The sequence below is a fragment of the uncultured Shewanella sp. genome (assembly GCF_947491715.1).
Classification (GTDB): domain Bacteria; phylum Pseudomonadota; class Gammaproteobacteria; order Enterobacterales; family Shewanellaceae; genus Shewanella.
The window spans coordinates 1-18,706 of sequence record NZ_CANLKR010000027.1 but is presented as its reverse complement, the minus strand read 5'-3'; the positions used below and the strand labels follow the sequence as shown (position 1 = coordinate 18,706).

At 40.5% G+C, this 18,706-nt stretch carries 16 protein-coding genes; 5 read left to right on the top strand and 11 right to left on the bottom strand.

What is annotated here, in order from left to right; genetic code table 11:
* Nucleotides 1-407: 407 nt before the first annotated feature.
* Nucleotides 408-893, top strand: coding sequence for a pyrimidine dimer DNA glycosylase/endonuclease V (locus Q0779_RS16910; protein WP_298774318.1), 486 nt, complete (start codon nt 408-410; stop codon nt 891-893).
* 326 nt (nt 894-1,219) lie between these two features.
* Here Q0779_RS16910 and Q0779_RS16905 read toward each other — a convergent pair whose 3' ends face one another.
* The 5 genes from Q0779_RS16905 to Q0779_RS16885 all read right to left on the bottom strand — a co-directional run bounded on the left by Q0779_RS16905 (nt 1,220) and on the right by Q0779_RS16885 (nt 5,986).
* A complete protein-coding gene (locus Q0779_RS16905) occupies nt 1,220-1,675 on the bottom strand; it encodes an energy transducer TonB (protein ID WP_298774316.1) in 456 nt (151 codons plus the stop codon).
* Nucleotides 1,676-1,726: 51 nt separating this feature from the next.
* Nucleotides 1,727-2,245: a GNAT family N-acetyltransferase gene (locus Q0779_RS16900; RefSeq protein WP_298774314.1), complete on the bottom strand. Its 519-nt coding sequence runs from the start codon at nt 2,243-2,245 to the stop codon at nt 1,727-1,729.
* A gap of 182 nt (nt 2,246-2,427) precedes the next feature.
* The gene (locus tag Q0779_RS16895; RefSeq protein ID WP_298774312.1) at nt 2,428-2,916 is read right to left on the bottom strand and encodes a GNAT family N-acetyltransferase; all 489 of its coding nucleotides are present in this window, start codon (nt 2,914-2,916) and stop codon (nt 2,428-2,430) included.
* Between the two features lie 1,191 nt (nt 2,917-4,107).
* Nucleotides 4,108-4,386 carry a peptidylprolyl isomerase gene (locus tag Q0779_RS16890; protein WP_298774310.1) on the bottom strand — a complete coding sequence of 93 codons (279 nt, stop codon included), beginning with the start codon at nt 4,384-4,386 and terminating at the stop codon, nt 4,108-4,110.
* A gap of 256 nt (nt 4,387-4,642) precedes the next feature.
* On the bottom strand, nt 4,643-5,986 hold the full coding sequence (locus Q0779_RS16885) for an SLC13 family permease (protein ID WP_298774308.1): 1,344 nt from the start codon (nt 5,984-5,986) through the stop codon (nt 4,643-4,645).
* A 446-nt stretch (nt 5,987-6,432) separates the two neighbouring features.
* Between Q0779_RS16885 and Q0779_RS16880 the strand changes: the two genes are divergently transcribed.
* From Q0779_RS16880 to ilvN, 3 genes are all read left to right on the top strand, one after another.
* Nucleotides 6,433-7,662: a multidrug effflux MFS transporter gene (locus tag Q0779_RS16880; RefSeq protein ID WP_298774306.1), complete on the top strand. Its 1,230-nt coding sequence runs from the start codon at nt 6,433-6,435 to the stop codon at nt 7,660-7,662.
* A gap of 379 nt (nt 7,663-8,041) precedes the next feature.
* Complete coding sequence (locus Q0779_RS16875) at nt 8,042-9,763, top strand: acetolactate synthase 3 large subunit (protein WP_298774303.1); 1,722 nt, start codon at nt 8,042-8,044, stop codon at nt 9,761-9,763.
* Entirely contained in the window at nt 9,763-10,257 is a 495-nt protein-coding gene (gene ilvN / locus Q0779_RS16870; RefSeq protein WP_298774301.1) for an acetolactate synthase small subunit, read from the top strand. The genes Q0779_RS16875 and ilvN overlap by 1 nt, the downstream gene beginning before the upstream one ends.
* Before the next feature lie 93 nt (nt 10,258-10,350).
* On the opposite strand, the gene Q0779_RS16865 is transcribed toward ilvN, so the two are convergent.
* The 6 genes from Q0779_RS16865 to Q0779_RS16840 all read right to left on the bottom strand — a co-directional run bounded on the left by Q0779_RS16865 (nt 10,351) and on the right by Q0779_RS16840 (nt 17,964).
* A complete protein-coding gene (locus Q0779_RS16865) occupies nt 10,351-12,273 on the bottom strand; it encodes a bifunctional UDP-sugar hydrolase/5'-nucleotidase (RefSeq protein ID WP_298774299.1) in 1,923 nt (640 codons plus the stop codon).
* A 587-nt stretch (nt 12,274-12,860) separates the two neighbouring features.
* Nucleotides 12,861-14,639, bottom strand: coding sequence for a bifunctional UDP-sugar hydrolase/5'-nucleotidase UshA (gene ushA / locus Q0779_RS16860; RefSeq protein ID WP_298774297.1), 1,779 nt, complete (start codon nt 14,637-14,639; stop codon nt 12,861-12,863).
* A 359-nt stretch (nt 14,640-14,998) separates the two neighbouring features.
* A complete protein-coding gene (locus Q0779_RS16855; protein ID WP_298774295.1) occupies nt 14,999-15,670 on the bottom strand; it encodes a carboxylesterase in 672 nt (223 codons plus the stop codon).
* A gap of 10 nt (nt 15,671-15,680) precedes the next feature.
* Nucleotides 15,681-15,893, bottom strand: coding sequence for a DUF3389 family protein (locus Q0779_RS16850; protein WP_298774388.1), 213 nt, complete (start codon nt 15,891-15,893; stop codon nt 15,681-15,683).
* Between the two features lie 339 nt (nt 15,894-16,232).
* Nucleotides 16,233-16,715, bottom strand: coding sequence for a peptidylprolyl isomerase (locus Q0779_RS16845; protein WP_298774293.1), 483 nt, complete (start codon nt 16,713-16,715; stop codon nt 16,233-16,235).
* 85 nt (nt 16,716-16,800) lie between these two features.
* Nucleotides 16,801-17,964, bottom strand: coding sequence for a lytic murein transglycosylase (locus Q0779_RS16840; protein WP_298774387.1), 1,164 nt, complete (start codon nt 17,962-17,964; stop codon nt 16,801-16,803).
* A gap of 281 nt (nt 17,965-18,245) precedes the next feature.
* On the opposite strand from Q0779_RS16840, the gene Q0779_RS16835 reads away from it, so the two are divergent.
* Nucleotides 18,246-18,605 carry a DUF2750 domain-containing protein gene (locus tag Q0779_RS16835; RefSeq protein WP_298774291.1) on the top strand — a complete coding sequence of 120 codons (360 nt, stop codon included), beginning with the start codon at nt 18,246-18,248 and terminating at the stop codon, nt 18,603-18,605.
* Nucleotides 18,606-18,706: the final 101 nt, after the last annotated feature.

Here is an 18,706-nt window from a genome sequence, read left to right as displayed (position 1 = left end):
TTACTAGTCACTTTCAATTTTTTCGTTTCAATATCTTTTTTTTCAATTGGTTAAGTATTATTGATCTTTAATTGTTAAAATATGTACGAAATAAACATCTTTTAATGACCGCTCGACAATGTATTGAATGAGTTGATTATTTTTCAACCTATTTAATAAAACAATCTATGAGACTGTTCTTAAGCCAATACAAGGAACCTACTCAAATCTATCAAATCGAGATATCCATAATTAATTTCGTTAGAAAAAAGGTTTTCTACAAATAACCCTTCCTATGCATAATCCAAACCCTAAATAAAACATCCCCAACAAAGACAAAACTGGCCATTTTGGGTATTCAAGCAATAATTATCATTAAGACAGTGTATCTGCACATACCCAGTATCAATTCTAGGATAAATTCAATCATGAATATTTTCGTTCTTGATCACAATATTGACCGATGTGCTCAATATCATTGTGACCAACATGTTGTTAAAATGATCCTTGAAAGCGTTCAAATACTCTGTACAGCCTTAAATAAAAAAGGCTTTATTACCCCCTATCGCTCAACCCATATTCATCACCCCTGTGTGCTTTGGGTTGAAGCCTCACATGAAAATTTTTCATGGCTTAAGCAATTAGCTCGCGCGCTGAATCAAGAATACCGCTACCGATATGAAAAAGAATGGGATCACAAATCAATTGCAGTACTGGACACAATCCAAACATTGGAATATGAACACAAATATGAACATCAGGGCTTATCTGAATTTGCTCAAGCCATGCCTGAGCACTATAAAGTCATCGGCGATCCTATCAAAGCCTATAGACAATTCTACCTAGGTGATAAAATGCATTTTGCCAAATGGAGTAAACGCCCCACTCCCCACTGGATCACCCATTCTAGCTGAACACACTTATCAATGATGGATCTAGGCTAGAAGACATAACCATCTTTATTTAAAACAGGGAATGATATCGAGAAAGTGATTGTGATTTTTAATTCCATACTAAAACAATAATAAAACAGCGCCAAAACAATACTAAGAGACAGCCTTTGGTAGAAAGCGCCAACAATGTAAGATTTACTCACCTTGAATTTTTTATACTGCTTCTCATTTCACTTCGCTGCCATAGAATCAGTTGCATCAGCTTCCCCCTGTCACAACCTCACACTCCTTTCGAACACTTGATTTCTGTTAGCTTCACCGCTTAGCTTTGGCGCGTTTTCAATCGATTAAATGTGAGAAAATCCACACACCTTCTCTGCTGTACGCTTATTTTTAGCACCACCAACCATAAAGTCGAGTTGAATTGTGGTTAAAACAGGTAAATGTTCACCATTTTCTTCTGTCGCTGACCACTTCCAATGATTTAATGCTGCAGCGGCATATTCATCAAATAGACCTTCAGGATATGACTTTTTAGCTTGGTAGCTAACAGCTCTGCCATCTTTTTTGATGCCAACGATGAAGTCAACACAACCAGACAAACCTTTTCTGGCGGCACTAATGGGATATTTAGGATTTTGTCTCTTCTCCACCACCCAATATTCTTGAACGCGATCCTTTTGATCATTAGAGGTAAAGTTTATATATTGTATTGGTTCTTCTGTCACCACTTCGACAGCATCATTTGAAACACATGCCACTAAAAATAAACTACAAATTGATAGTGTAACGACTTTACTCATTGCTAATTCCTTATAGCGTTAATGCAAAAATAACGGGCTAAATAATACTGATTAGGCAAGATTAGCGCACAACTTCAATCTCATTGATTGAACAACCAACGCTGGATCTTTTCGAAGCTTTTCTAATGAACCATAAGGCTCAAAACCAGTCGTTTCATATAAATGAACCGCACCTATATTAACAGTGGTAACAGCTAAACAAAGGTAATCTAAATCACAGTCTTTTGCCCATACAATGATTTTATTAAGCAGTAAACGGCCAACACCTCGACCACGAACACTGGGAGATACCCACATTTGATATAGATGAGCCGTTTTATCGAATGGACTGTGAAGTACCCCAAAGGCTAGACCGACTGCAACACCATTTAACTCAGCAATTAATGGCAGTGTATATTTAGCCTGATTATCAAGATCAAGACGAGAAAGCCATTTCTCATTAGAAAACTTAATTTCAGATCCATAAGTACTACCAAATGAATCAGGGGAGTCTTGTAGAGATAAGAGTCGTAATGCTCGATAAGTTGGCCAGTCTTCCTTATTTAGAACTCTTATATTCAGAGTGCTCATCTCTATCCTTTGATGCCTAACCGCTTATTCAACAACAGCAGAATAACTTTCTAATCTGCTTACTCTTTTTTAAACAGTTTCTCAAAACAAATCATTAAGCTAGAATACATTTATAACTCATTGTTGTAAATTGATTATTTAGATTTTATAAAAAAGAAATCTATGTCTACTAATGAAATTCATTATTCTATTTCTTCCTTATAAAGCTTCAACCCTCTCGCTTTATAGTTTGCTAGTGCGGAGCCATGATCTAATGAACAAGTATGTACCCATACTCTTTTAGTTGTAGGTATTTCCCATGCATTCGAAATAGCGTTAGATAATAAATAACCACCTAAGCCTTTACCGATAAAGTTTGGAGCTAAGCCAAAATAAGCTATTTCTGAATCTCCTGAATTGTTAGCATTTAATTCAAAATAACCAGCAATAGCCCCTTCATAATAAGCAACCCAGGTACGTAAATTGGGATTTTCAACGTAAGCTTTCCACTCTTCATCTGAGAGGGATAATTTATCTACCCATTTCCATTGCTCTCCAATAAGTTGATAAAGAAATCTATTGAATTTAAATTCATTAATTTTTGCTTCTACAATGGTAAGCCCACGTGCATCCGTTTTTTTTATCAACTCTTCTGGAGAGTTCATTTCTAAATAATACGTTATAACTTTCATACTATACCGTACCTCCAATACTGCTAACCTGTATAATGCGCATGCTGGATTATATACTAACTTAACAAGCAGACCAGTACTCTTGTTAAAACATCCGGCACACTACTAACATACTGTATTTAATGCTATATTACTATTAAATGCTATGAGTCCTAAACACCCCCTCACACAAGAAAAAATACCACCAAACAATTACTTTTGTAAGTAAAATGTTTAATTAAAATAATAGTAAGAACAATAACCCATGATCACCCTCACAACTTAATCAAATAAAAGGCCAATTTAACCTCATACGAAGAAACACGCTGCTTCAGCTTGTGCTTTTCGCTTATCTCTTTGCTTTTAAAACATAGTGTAGATGCACCTGCTAGTTTCTGTTTCATGGCGAAGGCCATAAATATGGCTTTGATGAGCGACAAACAGGGTGAATATGGCCACGCCATGAGTCAATGAACGGGAAACAAGGATGTTAAGCTGGCTTTTATATACTGATGTATTTTATTTGGCTGGCCTTTAGACAAGGATGTCATTTGAAATCGCAGAGCACCCATGGCCCTGTCACCGATCATACAAAGCTGTTCCCAACAATTTAAGACATTCCCTGCTATCCATGCAGTTCAGATGGCTTCACAGCGTCTGCACAAACACTGCTGGAAGCGATAAACCCACACGAAGGTTCAACGATAAACACACTCACCAATACCAAAAAGGCCAAAAGCTAGTTTATTACAATCCCTGTGTGAATGAGTACACATAACCTTCCATTAAGCGAAGCTTAATCATCAAACGACGACTCTCTGGAGCTTATGCATCGATAATAAAACCTAATTCGAAGCAACTCATCGCTTTCATTCCCCCATCGGAGTTGCTGAAGTTCGTTTGAATAAATACCGTAAAACAGACAAGGATGTCTGTTTAATTTTCGGGTTATAGGGACGTAACATCGGAAATGTTAGTTATTGATTCTATAAGAACGAGGCACCTAACCAATCCCTTTCACTCCGTTGGGCGTCATGGGGATTGTAAAGAGGATAAGGACGAGCAGTCCTCTTTACCCCTGTGTGGATGGGCATCCACGACTTTAAGCCTCACCGCAGGTGAAAAGAAATATTCACTCACGATCTTCCATTAAGCGCAGCTTAATTATTAAAAAACATCCTGATATTATTCGATATCACAATATGTCGACTATTACGTCCGATACAACACCTTAATCACATGCCACCCAAATTTGGTTTTCACTAATTGCGGCACTAAAATTTCACCTTTAAAAACCGCCTTATCAAATTGCGGCACCATTTGCCCTTGGCGAAATTCACCGAGATCGCCCCCTTTTTTACCCGATGGACACGTCGAATACTTTTTGGCTAAGACATGAAACTTAGCGCCTTTTTCAAGCTTTTTCATAATATCTTCTGCTTGTTCTTTATGTTTTACTAAAATATGCAGCGCACTCGCAGTTCGGGCCATGATGATACTCAAGATTACACGTTTAAAAATTAGCGATAATGTAAAACGTATCAGGTTAAAAAGCCATAAAAAAAGCCTGATTTTCTCTGTAAAAATCAGGCTTTCAATGCTAATGGACTTTTTATACGAGTAGGCTTTTAGCGTTAATAGACGAGCCATTCAAGTCACTGACTGGCTCAAGCGGCTATGTCCATAAGCTATATCCACAAGCTATATCCTCAAAACTCTCTCCACAAACGAGGGAAAGGCCTCAAAGCTAGGAAAACAAACTAACACATGCGTAAACCACAAAAATACCTATAATGTTTAAGATCATACCCGCTTTTAACATCTGGCTTTGCTTCACCTCACCGGTAGCATAAGCCAGTGCATTAGGCGGTGTTGCCACAGGTAACATAAAGGCACAGGTTGCCGCAACCCCGACACCAAAAACAAGCGAATAGGTAATCGCCGGGTTAAATTGATCTGCAAGGGCTATCATAATGGGAATTAAAATTGCCGCCGACCCGGTATTAGAGGCTAATTCCGTCAAGAAAATCATAAAACTAATACACGCGATCACCAGAAGCCAAGCTGGGGCATTTTCAAGTGCAGACATGAGCGCTTCGGCTAACCAAGCAGAGGTGCCCGTTTCTTTAAGTACCATAGAAAGACACAAACCACCACCGAATAACAGTAATATACCCCAGTCAATTTGGCGCTCAAGTTCCTTCCAACTAATCAGTTTTAAGGCGGGGGCAGCAGCAGTGATCACCAAGGCAATTAAACGATCAAATCCATCCACCGCTAAAAAATCACCTATGGGTTTTGCAAACACCCAACACACAACAGTAAACATAAACAACGCAATCGACCCTTTTGCTTCTGGCGTCCAGCGCATTGGCTCTTCACCTGATAAGTGCACCACTTGAGCATCTTTTTCAGGACGAATAACCACATACAAAGCAAATAACACAGCAGGAAACATGAGCAAAGTAGTGGGCAAGCCGACTTTTAGCCAAGTTAAAAAATCCATATTCAATGCTGCAGCGGCAATACCGTTTGGCGGCGAGCCAACGATAGTCGCTAAACCACCAATATTGGCCGCATAGGCTGTGCCCAAAATCACAAAGGCACGCATGCGAATGTATTTCTTTTCAATTAATCCAATAGCAATCGGTAGCATCATCGCTGTGGTTGAGGTATTACTCATCCACATTGATAACAATGACACCACGGAAAAGAATAAAATGACAGTCCGCCAAAGATGGCCCCCTGTGATCTTAGTGACCGTTGATGCTAGCCAGCGATCAATACCATGCTTATTTAATAGCGCGGCAAGGGTAAAGCCCCCCATAAAAAGATAAATAATGCTGGAGGAAAAATTGGTCATCCCCGCCTTAAAACTTAACACATGGGTCAAAGCGGCCACAACAGGCACTAAAATAGCCGAAACCGATAAGGGAATGATCTCCGTCATCCAAAGCCCAGCGAATAACACTAGCATAAAAATACCTAACTGAGTGTCTGCCTGCTCTACCAATCCTTGGCCAATAAAGTAACTGGTTACCGCCCATAGCACAATCAGCACTAATTTAAACGGAAGTGAAAGATTATTCATATTTTTTATCTTATTAGATTAAATTAAATGCCATACAATCGACAACAAGTGATTGTTTAAATTTAAGCCTAAGCAATTGAAAAGAAGACTTATCTCAACTTTTAGGCCTTAAACCATTAACGTATACTAAATTAAAGAAAACTAACCTACCAGTTTCTCTATCATCAGGGGACATAAACCAATATTTTTACCAAAAAAGACAATTAAAATACCACATTTAGTTAACTAAATGAGCTCATGCGCTCAAAAAAAATAACCTTATATACTCGTGATACATGCTCGTCAATCAAGAATGCGAAAAACTTTTCACCATCATAAGAACCAACAATGATGCCCATGATGTATGTTATGCTTATAAGAGTTAATCCCATTGATTGATACCTAGCGACGACATTGTCACTCGTACCTATTTTTTGCTTACCCGTATTTAAGAGGCATTAAACGCCATGTCCACTCATTCTCTTCCCGCCGCACCACAATTTACGCGGCTTATTCCATTATTAGCGGCCATTATTGCTATCACCCCTTTCGCCATAGATATGTATCTTCCTGCAATGACGGTTCTGGCTGCTCAATTTAATACGCCTATCACCGATATTCAGCAATCCTTGAGCCTTTATTTGATTGGTTATTCTGCTGGTATGTTTATATTTGGTCCCTTGGCTGACAAATGGGGAAGACGACATTTTGTTATTTTTGGACTCATCGGCTTTATGCTCACAAGTTTAGCGTTAGCCCTAACAACTCATATTCAACTTTTCTTGACATTGCGTTTTTTTCAAGCATTCACAGGAGCTGCTGCCACCGTCGTTATTCCAAGCTATGTAAAAGATATTTATGGCAAAGATACCGCTAAAGGCATGTCATATGTGATGCTCATCATGATGCTCGCCCCATTAATTGCCCCCGGTATCGGCAGCTTAATCCTCACTTTGGGCGATTGGCATATGATTTTCTTCCTCTTAGCAGCCTATGCCTTACTGATTGTTATTTTAGCTTTTTATAAACTAAAACTCCCCAATGATACCCACTTTCAAACAACAGAAGAGAATACTCTGAGCCAAGTGTCCTTTTTTAAAAATTATAGAACCGTACTCACCAAGCCCGGCGTCGCCTTAAATATTATGGTGAGCTTTGTGATCTCATTCGCCTTTTTCAGTTATCTAACCGCCTCTCCTTTTGTGTTTATGAGCGTCTTTAGTCTTCCCCCTGAGAAATTCGCTATTATTTTTACTGCTAACGTAGGCGCATTAATGTTAGCAAACGTTATAAATAGCCGTCTGGTCACTCGATTTGGCTCTGATGCGCTATTGCGTATTGCGACATTTTTAGCGGTAATTGCTGGCACCTTTTTACTGACATTTAATACCTTAAATTTAGATTACCTCTACACTGCAGCAGCCCTCATTCCTTTAATGGGCTGTTTAGGGATCATGTCGGTCAATGCTGATGCCATTATATTAATGAAGTTTCAAAAGGAGATCAGTACAGCCTCTGCGGTCATAGGCACCCTGAAATTTGGTTGCGGTGCACTTGGCGGCCCGATTTTGGCTTTATTTGCCAAAAACAGTGCCATCCCTTTTGCTATTCTTATGCTCTCTGCCGTTATGATTGCTGCAATACTGCAAATCCTGATCCACATACAAAAAGGTCGCACACGATACCGTCACCAATGACAAAATCGCCACTCAAAGAAGCAATTGAGTGGCATCCCCCATTAAGACTTTTTTGTTAATTTTGAAAAAAGAAGCAACATTATTTGTTAAATAAAATGTTACTTATTTTGGGCGACAATGAAAATATTTCAACTAGCACAGATTTTGATTTAAAAAACTTGTAAAGCCAATCATTTTTTATATGATTGAGGGACTGTTATATACAGTGAAGTACCACATCTCACAAGATGTCACAGGCCCTCTTAACCAGCCTGTTAAGCACTTTGCGCTTAGGTACATAAAAGAGTAAAGATCACCATCTTCACTCATTTATTCAAGCGATTACCGTCGCTGTAGCAAGATACTGCCTACCGCAGCGGTAACTTATGAGGATTTAATAATGGAAATGTTATCTGGCGCGAGTATGATCGTTCGATCGCTCATCGATGAAGGTGTCAAGCATATATTCGGCTATCCAGGTGGTTCCGTACTGGATATCTATGATGCATTACACGAAAAATCAGATATTGATCATATTCTTGTTCGACACGAGCAAGCTGCCGTTCATATGGCTGATGGCTACGCACGCGCAACAGGTAAAGTGGGTGTCGTCTTAGTCACATCAGGTCCCGGTGCGACCAATGCCGTCACGGGTATTGCAACTGCTTATATGGACTCTGTGCCTATGGTGGTTTTATCAGGGCAAGTCCACAGTACCTTAATTGGTAATGATGCCTTTCAAGAATGTGACATGATAGGTATTTCTCGCCCTATCGTTAAGCACAGCTTTTTGGTGCAAGACGCCAAAGATATTCCCGCTATCATTAAAAAGGCCTTTTATTTAGCCTCTTCTGGTCGTCCAGGCCCTGTGGTTGTCGATATTCCCAAGGATTGTTTAAACCCTGAACTATTACATGAATATCAATATCCTGAAGCCATCAAGATGCGCTCTTATAATCCCACGACCAATGGCCATAAAGGGCAAATTCGTCGTGGTTTACAAGCCTTATTAGCCGCAAAAAAACCCGTTCTTTATGTTGGCGGCGGCGCCATTATTTCTGGCTGTGATAAACAAATTCTCACTCTCGCTGAAAAACTCAATATTCCTGTTATCACCACACTCATGGGACTCGGGGCTTTTCCTGGCACCCATCATCAATGCCTTGGTATGCTCGGTATGCACGGTACATATGAAGCTAATATGACCATGCACAATACCGATCTTATTTTTGGTATTGGCGTTCGCTTTGACGATAGAACCACCAACAATGTCGACAAGTATTGCCCTAATGCCACAATATTACATATCGATATCGATCCCTCCTCTATTTCCAAAACTGTTCGAGTTGATATTCCGATTGTCGGCTCTGCGGATAATATTCTCGACAGCATGTTAGCGCTGCTAGCAAACGATCCAACGAAAGATAACGATAAAGCCGTGCTGGATAATTGGTGGACTGATATCGAACAATGGCGCGCACGGGACAGCCTTGCCTATGATAAAACAAGCTCCCGTATTAAGCCTCAGCAAGTCATTGAAACCTTGCATAAACTCACTAATGGAGACGCCTATGTGAGCTCTGATGTGGGTCAACATCAAATGTTTGCTGCGCTGTACTATCCCTTTGATAAGCCTCGTCGCTGGATAAACTCAGGCGGCCTTGGCACCATGGGATTTGGTTTGCCTGCCGCCATGGGCGTTAAAATGGCCTTACCGGAAGAAACCGTGGTATGCGTGACGGGTGATGGTTCTATTCAAATGAATATTCAGGAACTGTCAACAGCATTGCAATACGGTGTCCCGGTTAAAATCATTAACTTGAATAACCGTTTTCTGGGCATGGTCAAACAATGGCAAGATATGATTTATTCTGGTCGCCACTCACAATCTTATATGGATTCAGTGCCAAATTTTGCCAAAATTTCGGAAGCATATGGCCATGTTGGCATAACCATTGACGATCCTGCCGAGCTTGAATCTAAACTTGCTGAAGCCCTAGCCATGAAAGATAAACTGGTTTTTGTGGATATCAGTGTCGATGAAACAGAACATGTCTATCCCATGCTTATTCGCGGCGGTGCAATGAATGAAATGTGGCTCAGCAAAACGGAGAAAAGCTAATGCGTCGTATCATATCTATTTTACTTGAAAACCAATCAGGCGCTTTATCTCGTGTCGTCGGGCTATTCTCACAACGGGGATATAACATTGAAACCTTAACGGTGGCTCCAACCGATGATGACACCCTTTCTCGCCTCACCATTACTGTGAAGGCCGATGAGGCCATTTTAGAGCAAATCGAAAAGCAACTGCACAAACTGATTGATGTCATAAAAGTATTAAATATCAGTGAGAGTCCCCATGTTGAACGCGAACTAGCGCTCATCAAAGTGAAAGCCCAAGGCGATAGCCGCGAGGAAGTCAGGCGCACCGCCGATATTTTCCGCGGGCAAATTGTGGATGTCACGGCAAACTTGTACACAGTACAAACCATAGGCACCACAGAAAAGCTCGATGCGTGCATTGCCGCTTTATCTGAGTTTACCAAAGTGGTTGAAATTTCACGTTCAGGTGTGGTTGGCTTATCTCGCGGTGAAAAAGCCATGAAGTTATAAGCTTCATTACTTAGAAAGTTTTCACTCTTCTAATATAAAAAACCGGTAATCAGTCATTACCGGTTTTTTATATCTATATCAATTGATTATCTTTTACTGGTTATCTTCTGGCTTGTTAAGCGGATTATCTATCACTAAATCAGCCGGCGCAATAAACGTCAGCCCCGTCGATATTTCTTCCAATGCCTTACCTGATGCCGCTAACATTTCCACATATTCAATCATGACTTCGTTATCAACAAAGCCTGTCAACACTAAATCTGACTGATTATGCGTCGCTAACATATCATAACCATCTTTACCGCCAGCAATATAGGCATTGGTTGTCACTTTATATACCTTATCATCTTCAATAGCAGCACAATTTCCGGCATCTACGCCACCAGGACAAACATTCAAGCCCTCAATTTGCTCACCCTCAATCGCCAAGCCATTAAAGGTAAATTCAAGGTTAGCAAATGTTGGGAACGCACCTGATGACGTCGATATACCATAATTAATGGTATATTCAAGAAGCGAACTAATATCGCTACCCGTTAATTCAACGATGGCTAGTTCATTATTAAAATACAGTAAAGAACCGACAACATAACCTGCGGTTAAGCCATCAGGCCCCGCAACAATATGATCTCTTACACCACCATTGTTGGTAATGGCCATATCCACGCCATAACCTTGCTCATTTAATTTCCACACCATAGAGGTGGCAACATGAGCGCCCGCCTCAGAACCTGTACCCGCTAAAGACGCACCGCCGCGTGCAACACCTGGAATACGGACATGATCTAACTGCGCAGTATTAGTTGGATCATTCACATCAGAAACGTTGCCCACAACAGTTGATTCAAATTTTTCTAGCAAAGGTTTATATTCGGTATCGATAACACGCCGAACGTCTTCATCTTCTTCAGCAAAGGCAATATTGCTTTGCGCATTGACAAACGCTTCTACCGCTGTTTGATCATCACTTTCTAATGCAACGCGTGTCTCACCATCGTATTTATGTTGGAAGTCATTATCAATCAAGAGTACATTGGTCCCCGCACATTCCGTCACGGCACCTTCGGTGAAACTCACTTCAAGACCACCTACAGCTTCAGCTTTCTCGCCCGCTTGTACAATACACGTTTTCCCTTTACCGTCAGGGTTAGTAAATATTTGCGCGTAACTTGCTGACGCTGAACCATGACCTAGTCCAAGATTGGTAAAATCACCTAAACGTGTGTGAGAATGACCACCCACAATCACATCAACACCATTAACATTTTCTGCAATACGAATATCGCGATCAAGACCAATGTGGCTCACCATGATAATTTTATCAACGCCCTCAGCAACTAACGTATCCACTGTGGCTTGGGCCGTTTCCACTTCACCATTGAAAATAAGATCCTCACCTGGAGAAGTAATCGAAGGCATGTCTTCGAGTACTAAACCAAATATACCAACACGCTCACCATTTAATTCTTTTATTGTATAAGGCAAGATATTGTCAACACCACTCATACTAGCATCGGCACTCATGTCTAAATTCGCAGCCAAAATTGGATAATTAATATTATTAGCAAATTCGATTAGCGCCTCATTACCTAAATCAAATTCATGATTACCTAAGGCTGCAGCATCTAACCCCATTTCACTCAATAACTTAGCATTACCCTCACCTTTTAGGACACTAAAATAAAGTGAGCCTTGAAACGCATCACCACCATGTAAAGCTAAAAATGGCAATCCTTTCTCCTCTGCCGCTTCACGGGCTTCTTTTAGCTTTTTAGCAATACGTGGGTATCCTCCAACCGATGTTCTTACATCAAAATCAGCCTCTTCAACTTGCGCAGTAAAATCAAGTGAAGTCGCATCGAAATTAGAGTGAGTATCGTTTATATGAGCAATGGCAAGATTAAACGTATTGCTACCTGATTCCGTGTTATTGTTGTTATCATCGTCGCTACCACAACCAGCAAGTGCGGTTAATACAGCTGTAGCCACCAATCCCTTAAGTAATTTTTTATTCATTATATCAACCTATTATTTTTATTTGTCATTTTTATAATTTAGCGATAACGCATCATCATTCTTATTTCGCTGGCGTCCATTCTAGCAAAAAATAAACTCAATATGTGTCAAAAATATGACAATTTGTAATTTATTTGTTTTACAAGTTATTTTTTAAACGATAAAAATAAACATAAATAAAAACAATGATTATTAATTTCACATGAAACCTGATGGAGCATCCGTAAAAAAACACACTAATCTATTGAATTAAAGCAAATAAACACCAAAAGCCAATAAACACTAAATTAAGAACAACGAATAAACTAAAGTAGAATTTACTTCTTATGACAAATAAAAATAACAATTGTAAAGAGCGCTCTATTTTTAATAACAATAAGCACCTCGCGTATAAAAAACACACAGCAGAAATAGATGATAGAGGGTTCTATTTATTGTTAATGAAATTGCTTATGGCAGTTTCAAGCATCAAAGCTGATAGAAAATAGAAGAGAAGTAAGAGATCACAGAGAATAAGAAAAAATAAAAAGCCTGACTTTTTACTTTTTCTCATTCGCAAAAAAGAAGGTGGGTATCGCCTCTATTCGCTAAAGTGGCATTGACACTTGGCAACCTAACGGACTATCGGAATTTTCATATATGATATCGCCTGCAGGTGTATAATCTGCAATCGACACATTTTTTGTATCTTTGAAAAATTGAAACAACACATCAGCATCCACATGCCCTGTCGCTACTGCATCAATGATAGGGTAACCATCTCCACCCGCTGCACTGTAACTGGGGATACTAAAAGTGTATTTGTCCGTTTCTTTAAAGTTCCGACCATTAATTTTGCTGATATTGACGGTTTTTGCCACGCAGTCTACCGACATTTTGACATTCGTGATCTGCGCATAACCACCTGAATCACGTTGCATGGCTGCAACATCACCTAAATAGTGACGTAATTGTGTTCCTGTCATGGTGGCTAAACTGAATAAATTACCAAAAGGCTGCACCATCAAGACATCGCGATAGCTGATTTTTCCCGCAGGCAGTGAGTCCCGTACCCCACCAGAATTCATGATCCCAAAATCAGCACCGACTTTCTGGCTTTGTACCTTAGCAATTAATTGACCCAAGTTAGTTTGCATGAAACGCACATGATCCCGTGCGCCATCAAAAACACCATCGGTTTTAGCAACCACTTGATCCAACTCTTCTTGCCCTTGCATTTGATATGGCTCTAACGCTGCAAGCACTTTACTGTCTGGTTGAATATAAGATTGGATCCAAGTTTTCACCGCTTTACCTTGAGAGTCAAAAACAAGCTTACCTTTATTATCCCGTTTAGGTTTGACTAAATTAACAGGGATAAGTTGGTAATTCAGAAGATGCAGCTTCCCTGAATAATATTCAAAATCAGCGCGACCCACATATTTTCCCCATTCATGAGCTTGCATGATATAGGCACCATTTTGCCTATCGGGTACACAATCATCACCAGGTTGAAACTGAGCATAATTGTTGCTGTTAGGCTCCATGCACACAGGATTTTGCGAGTGTCCACCGAAGACCGCTTGCAACAACCCCGGTTCCAATGAACGTGCCATCATCACATCACCCGGTGCATTACTGCCAAAATGCCCGTCTGCAAAGTGGCCCATATGGGTTGTGGCAAAAATAACATCTGCTGCATTTTTCGCTTTTAATTCTTTAATCACTTTGGCAATTTCAATGGCAGGATCGGTAAAAGTCAGTACATTAACAAATTCAGGATTACCTAATTTCGCGGTATCTTTAGTCGTTAAACCGATAACAGCCACTTTCAAACCATTGAAATCAAATATTTTGTAAGGCTTAAAATAACGCGTTCCATCCGCCTTATAAATATTGGCCGCAAGCATAGGAAAGTTTGCCCATTCACGTTGTTTGTCTAAAACGGATAAGGGGTTATCAAACTCATGATTCCCCACCGCCATTGCATCGTAACCTATTAGGTTCATCCCCACAAAATCAGGTTTGGCATCTTGCAGATCAGACTCAGGTACCCCTGTATTAATATCTCCGCCCGACAGAAGAAGCGTTTCTCCTCCAGCCGCTCTCACTTCTTTACGAATACGATCGACTAAAGATTTGCGGGCGGCCATGCCATATTCCCCTTCTTGATTTTGCCAAAACCGCCCATGATTATCATTGGTATGCAATACCGTAAAATGAATACAATCATCGCCCGCAGCTTCACAACTCATCACTTCTTTGTGAGTCGGGTCTAAGTTTAGTCCGCCTGCCATGAGTGCATCACTTTGCTCTGTCCAATCACAAGCAGAGAGAAAAACGGCCAATCCAATCCCCACGGCCACCTTAACGAGCTTTTTTATCATGCTGCATTCACCTTTTTCATTCTTATTTTAACAGTGCCATTTCTAATCAAAAAGTTAATCAAAAAATCACTTCTATTTTGGCGGCGGATCCTAACATAGACAGCACACTGATAAATTGAATAAAACGAAGAGATTAGACTTATGTATAACGCAGGGGCATATCATTAAATTTAAATATACAAATAAGACATCAATTAATACATAAGCAGAACATAAACCGGTAACAGATTAAAATAATGTAACACTGAATCTTGAACGCAAATATCGACGTTGAATAGGCGTCATTCTTCAAACACTCATCAATAAAAATTGAACACTTGAAAAATGACACGATTAACAGCTTTGATAACGATCCTTGTTCAAGAGAGTTGAGTCGTTAACCAGCGACCAATATCTAATAATTGTTGCGGCAGGACATTATGCCCCATAGTATACTCCTGCCATTGGGTTTGGTAACCCGCAGACAACAAGGCATTTCTCGCCATCACTCCGGCTTGATGAGGCACCACTTCATCTTGCAATCCATGGTGTTGTAATATCGCCGTAGAGTGATTTTGCTCACTGACATTACTAGGTAACTTATCGCCTGTGGGTAAATAACAAGAAAGTCCCATGATACCCGCCAACTTTTTCGAATAACGCAGCCCAGTGAATAAGCTCATCACTCCACCTTGACTAAAACCCGCTAATATAATGCGATCAGCACTAATACCTAAGGCTTCTTGTTCTTCAATTAATGCCTTAACACGCGCTTCACTGGCTAATACTCCTGGTAAATCCGCTCTATCCAATAAATCCATTCCTTTAATATCATACCAAGAGCGCATCACATGACCTGCATTTATCGTCACAGCTTGTTCAGGGGCATGAGGAAAAATAAAGCGAATAGAATGATCAGGCTTTAATCCTAACGCAGGCACAACGGGGGCAAAGCCTGCCCCAGAATCACCCAAACCATGTAACCAAATCACACAGGCCTTTGCGACGCCCTTTGGCTCAATCGTAATACGTTCCAATGGGATCACTGACATCTTTAATTCCTTATATCATTAATGTATCTTTTATCTGTAATAGTTGCTCTGCTGAATCCAGCTTCAAGCTCCAACGCACCGCACCAGCATCCGCATACATGATCTGCACATCCATTTTAAATTTAATATCTTCCGCCATACCATAAAGAGTGGCTTGGTCCAAACGGATCTGCACCTCATCAGGCGTCACAATTATCTTACCTTGGGAAAAATCAATAATCATAGTGATCTCATGATTAAAAAAGCCCAACAACGTCATGTGAATGAACGCCTTGGGCTTATACCCGTGAGACTTGAAGATGCATGTTTTCAGAGCCTGTAAAAGAGCCTAATTCAAGGCGTATTATTGCAAGAGTGCTTATTGCCTTCTGCGTTGATATAACGCAGAAGTCGGTGCTTTTACAGACTCCCAACGGGCTGGTTTAAAAGCCTTTTATGCTGCGTTATTGAACATCAGCTTAGAATGACTAGGCTCGTTGTTCAAAGTCTTACCTAAAAGGCTTTTAATTCCAGCTGAATCCCGCATCTTCAAGTATCACGGGTAAAAAGTATCAAAGTGCGATTAATGCTGATGACCGCCCTTACCATGTGCATGGCCGTGAGCGATTTCTTCTGCTGTGGCTTCACGCGCATCAAGTAGCTCAATATCAAAAGTCAATTCGCGACCCGCCAATGGATGATTAACATCCACTGTGGCCATAAACTTACCTACTTTAACAATAGTCACTTGGCGCTGACCCTGATCGGTATTAATCAGTGCTCTCATACCAGGTTTCCACACTTTAGCCCCTTGTAAGTGTTTCACTGACACACGTTGTTCAGCCCCTTCATTACGCTCGCCATAGGTTTCAGCAGCAGGTAAAGTGACGGTGAATTTTTCGCCCACTTCTTTACCCGCAATCGATTTTTCCACGCCCGGCATCATATTATCATGACCGTGTAAATACGCGATGGGATCATGCCCTTCATTTGTCTCTAATACATCACCTTTTTCATCACGCAATGTATAATTAAACTGCACGACCATGTCATCATTAATACTCATAACTATCCTTAACGCTTATTGATGGCGGCAGCTTACCAAATGCAGGCCTTAGGCTCTAGATCTTTTCTCTTTTCCCCTCTGAAAACTATCGTGATACCCCTAAAGAGGCTAATGTTGCCAGACTCGGGTACCCGTCTGCAATTAAACCTTGACTCTGCTGATACTCTTGTAAGCCCTTTATGGAGCGTGAACCGAGCACGCCATCAGCCTCACCCACATCGAACCCTTTTTCATTTAGAGAAGTTTGTAAGGCTTTCAATTTCTCACGGCTTAACCTGGGCATTTTCGGCGGCAAGTTCGTCAATACGCCGCCACCATTGATACGATCTGCCAGTCTACCGACTGCAAGGGCATAAAATGTTGATCGATTCCAACGCATGATCACATCAAAATTTTCATAGGCTAAAAAGGCAGGCCCCAAATGACCGGAAGGAAGATATAAACTGGCCTGCATATTCGGTGTACTTAACGCAGTACGGTTGGTATTAAGAAGCCCTAGCTGTGACCACTGTGCTAACGACTTCGTTTGGGATTTACCCACATTTTGATAGGAAAAACCACGAGGTAAGATCACCTCCCTTCCCCAACGTTCATTTCGATGCCAACCGAGCTGCTGTAAAAAATAAGCCGCTGATGTTAAAGCATCAACTTGACTGTTCCACAGATCCGCCTTACCGCTTCCATCGGCATCAATAGCATATTTCGCATAAGCTGAAGGCATAAACTGTGTATGTCCCATGGCGCCAGCCCAAGAGCCCACCATGTCATCTTGACTGAAACCATATTTTTGCTTCAATTTTAATGCTTGCATTAATTCACCGGTAAAATACTCACTGCGCCTAGGTAAACAAGCCAAGGTCGCTAACGAGTCTAATACAGGCATTTTTCCTTTATAGCCGCCAAAATTTGTCTCTAAGCCCCAAAAAGCCAATAAATACTGCGGCGGAATACCATATTGTTTCGTTAGCTGCTCTAAAAAATCTCGATTCTCTTTTAATAACTGCCGACCTTGCGCCACTCGAGCTTCCGTCACTCGTTTATTGTAATAACCTTCAAAAGTTTGACTAAATTCTGGTTGCTGATTATCCAGCTCTACCACGCGGGGCACATATTTTACATGGGCCAAGGTATTATTGATAATATCTTGAGATAAACCCTGCTCTTTGGCTGTAACTTGTAAACGTTTAACACAGGTTTTAAAGTCTTGTGCTGAAACGGTTGGAATATAAATTGTTGAAAAGATGAGCATTGAAGCTAAGGGGATAAATTTCATAAACCAGAAGACTCCCAAAAAATAAGATATTCGATTCAAACCTTATTAGCACTCTAGACTAAAGCACCATAGGTTACTAATAGAACCTGTGAAAAATCGGCATATTTAATCAAATTGACCATAATTTAAGCCTTTAGTTCTCATTTTTAATACATTATTCCTAATCCGCCTTTTTTTCCTCATTTTTTAAGCATTAAAACTTGATTAACAAGCACGGCGACTGCACACTAACCTCTCATCCAGCCAAGAGAAGCACTATGACTAACAGCGATCCTATATTGGACACTTTTATTAACAATGTTAAAGAACAACAGCGGGTTTGGGGTTTACAAGATGAAGCCAAAGAAGGCTGGGTTGTCTGTGATTCTGCTGAATTTGAAAATACTGACGTGATGCCATTATGGTCTAACGAAACCCAAGCCAAAAGTCATTGCACCGAAGAGTGGGCCGATTATCAAGCAGTATCAATTAGTGTAGAAAGTTTATTAGAAGAATGGATAAGTGATCTGAATGACGATGGAGTGTTAATTGGTGTTAACTGGATTGAAAATCAAACCTGTCTTGAAATCGATCCCATTGAATTAGCGACAGCCTTAGTCAAAATTGAAGCCGAATAACCCAGTAAGCCACACCCTATAAACACTATACCCAAACCACTTGAAGATGCAGGATTCAGCTGGAATTAAAACGCGTTTAGGCAAGGCATTGAGTTGAGGGC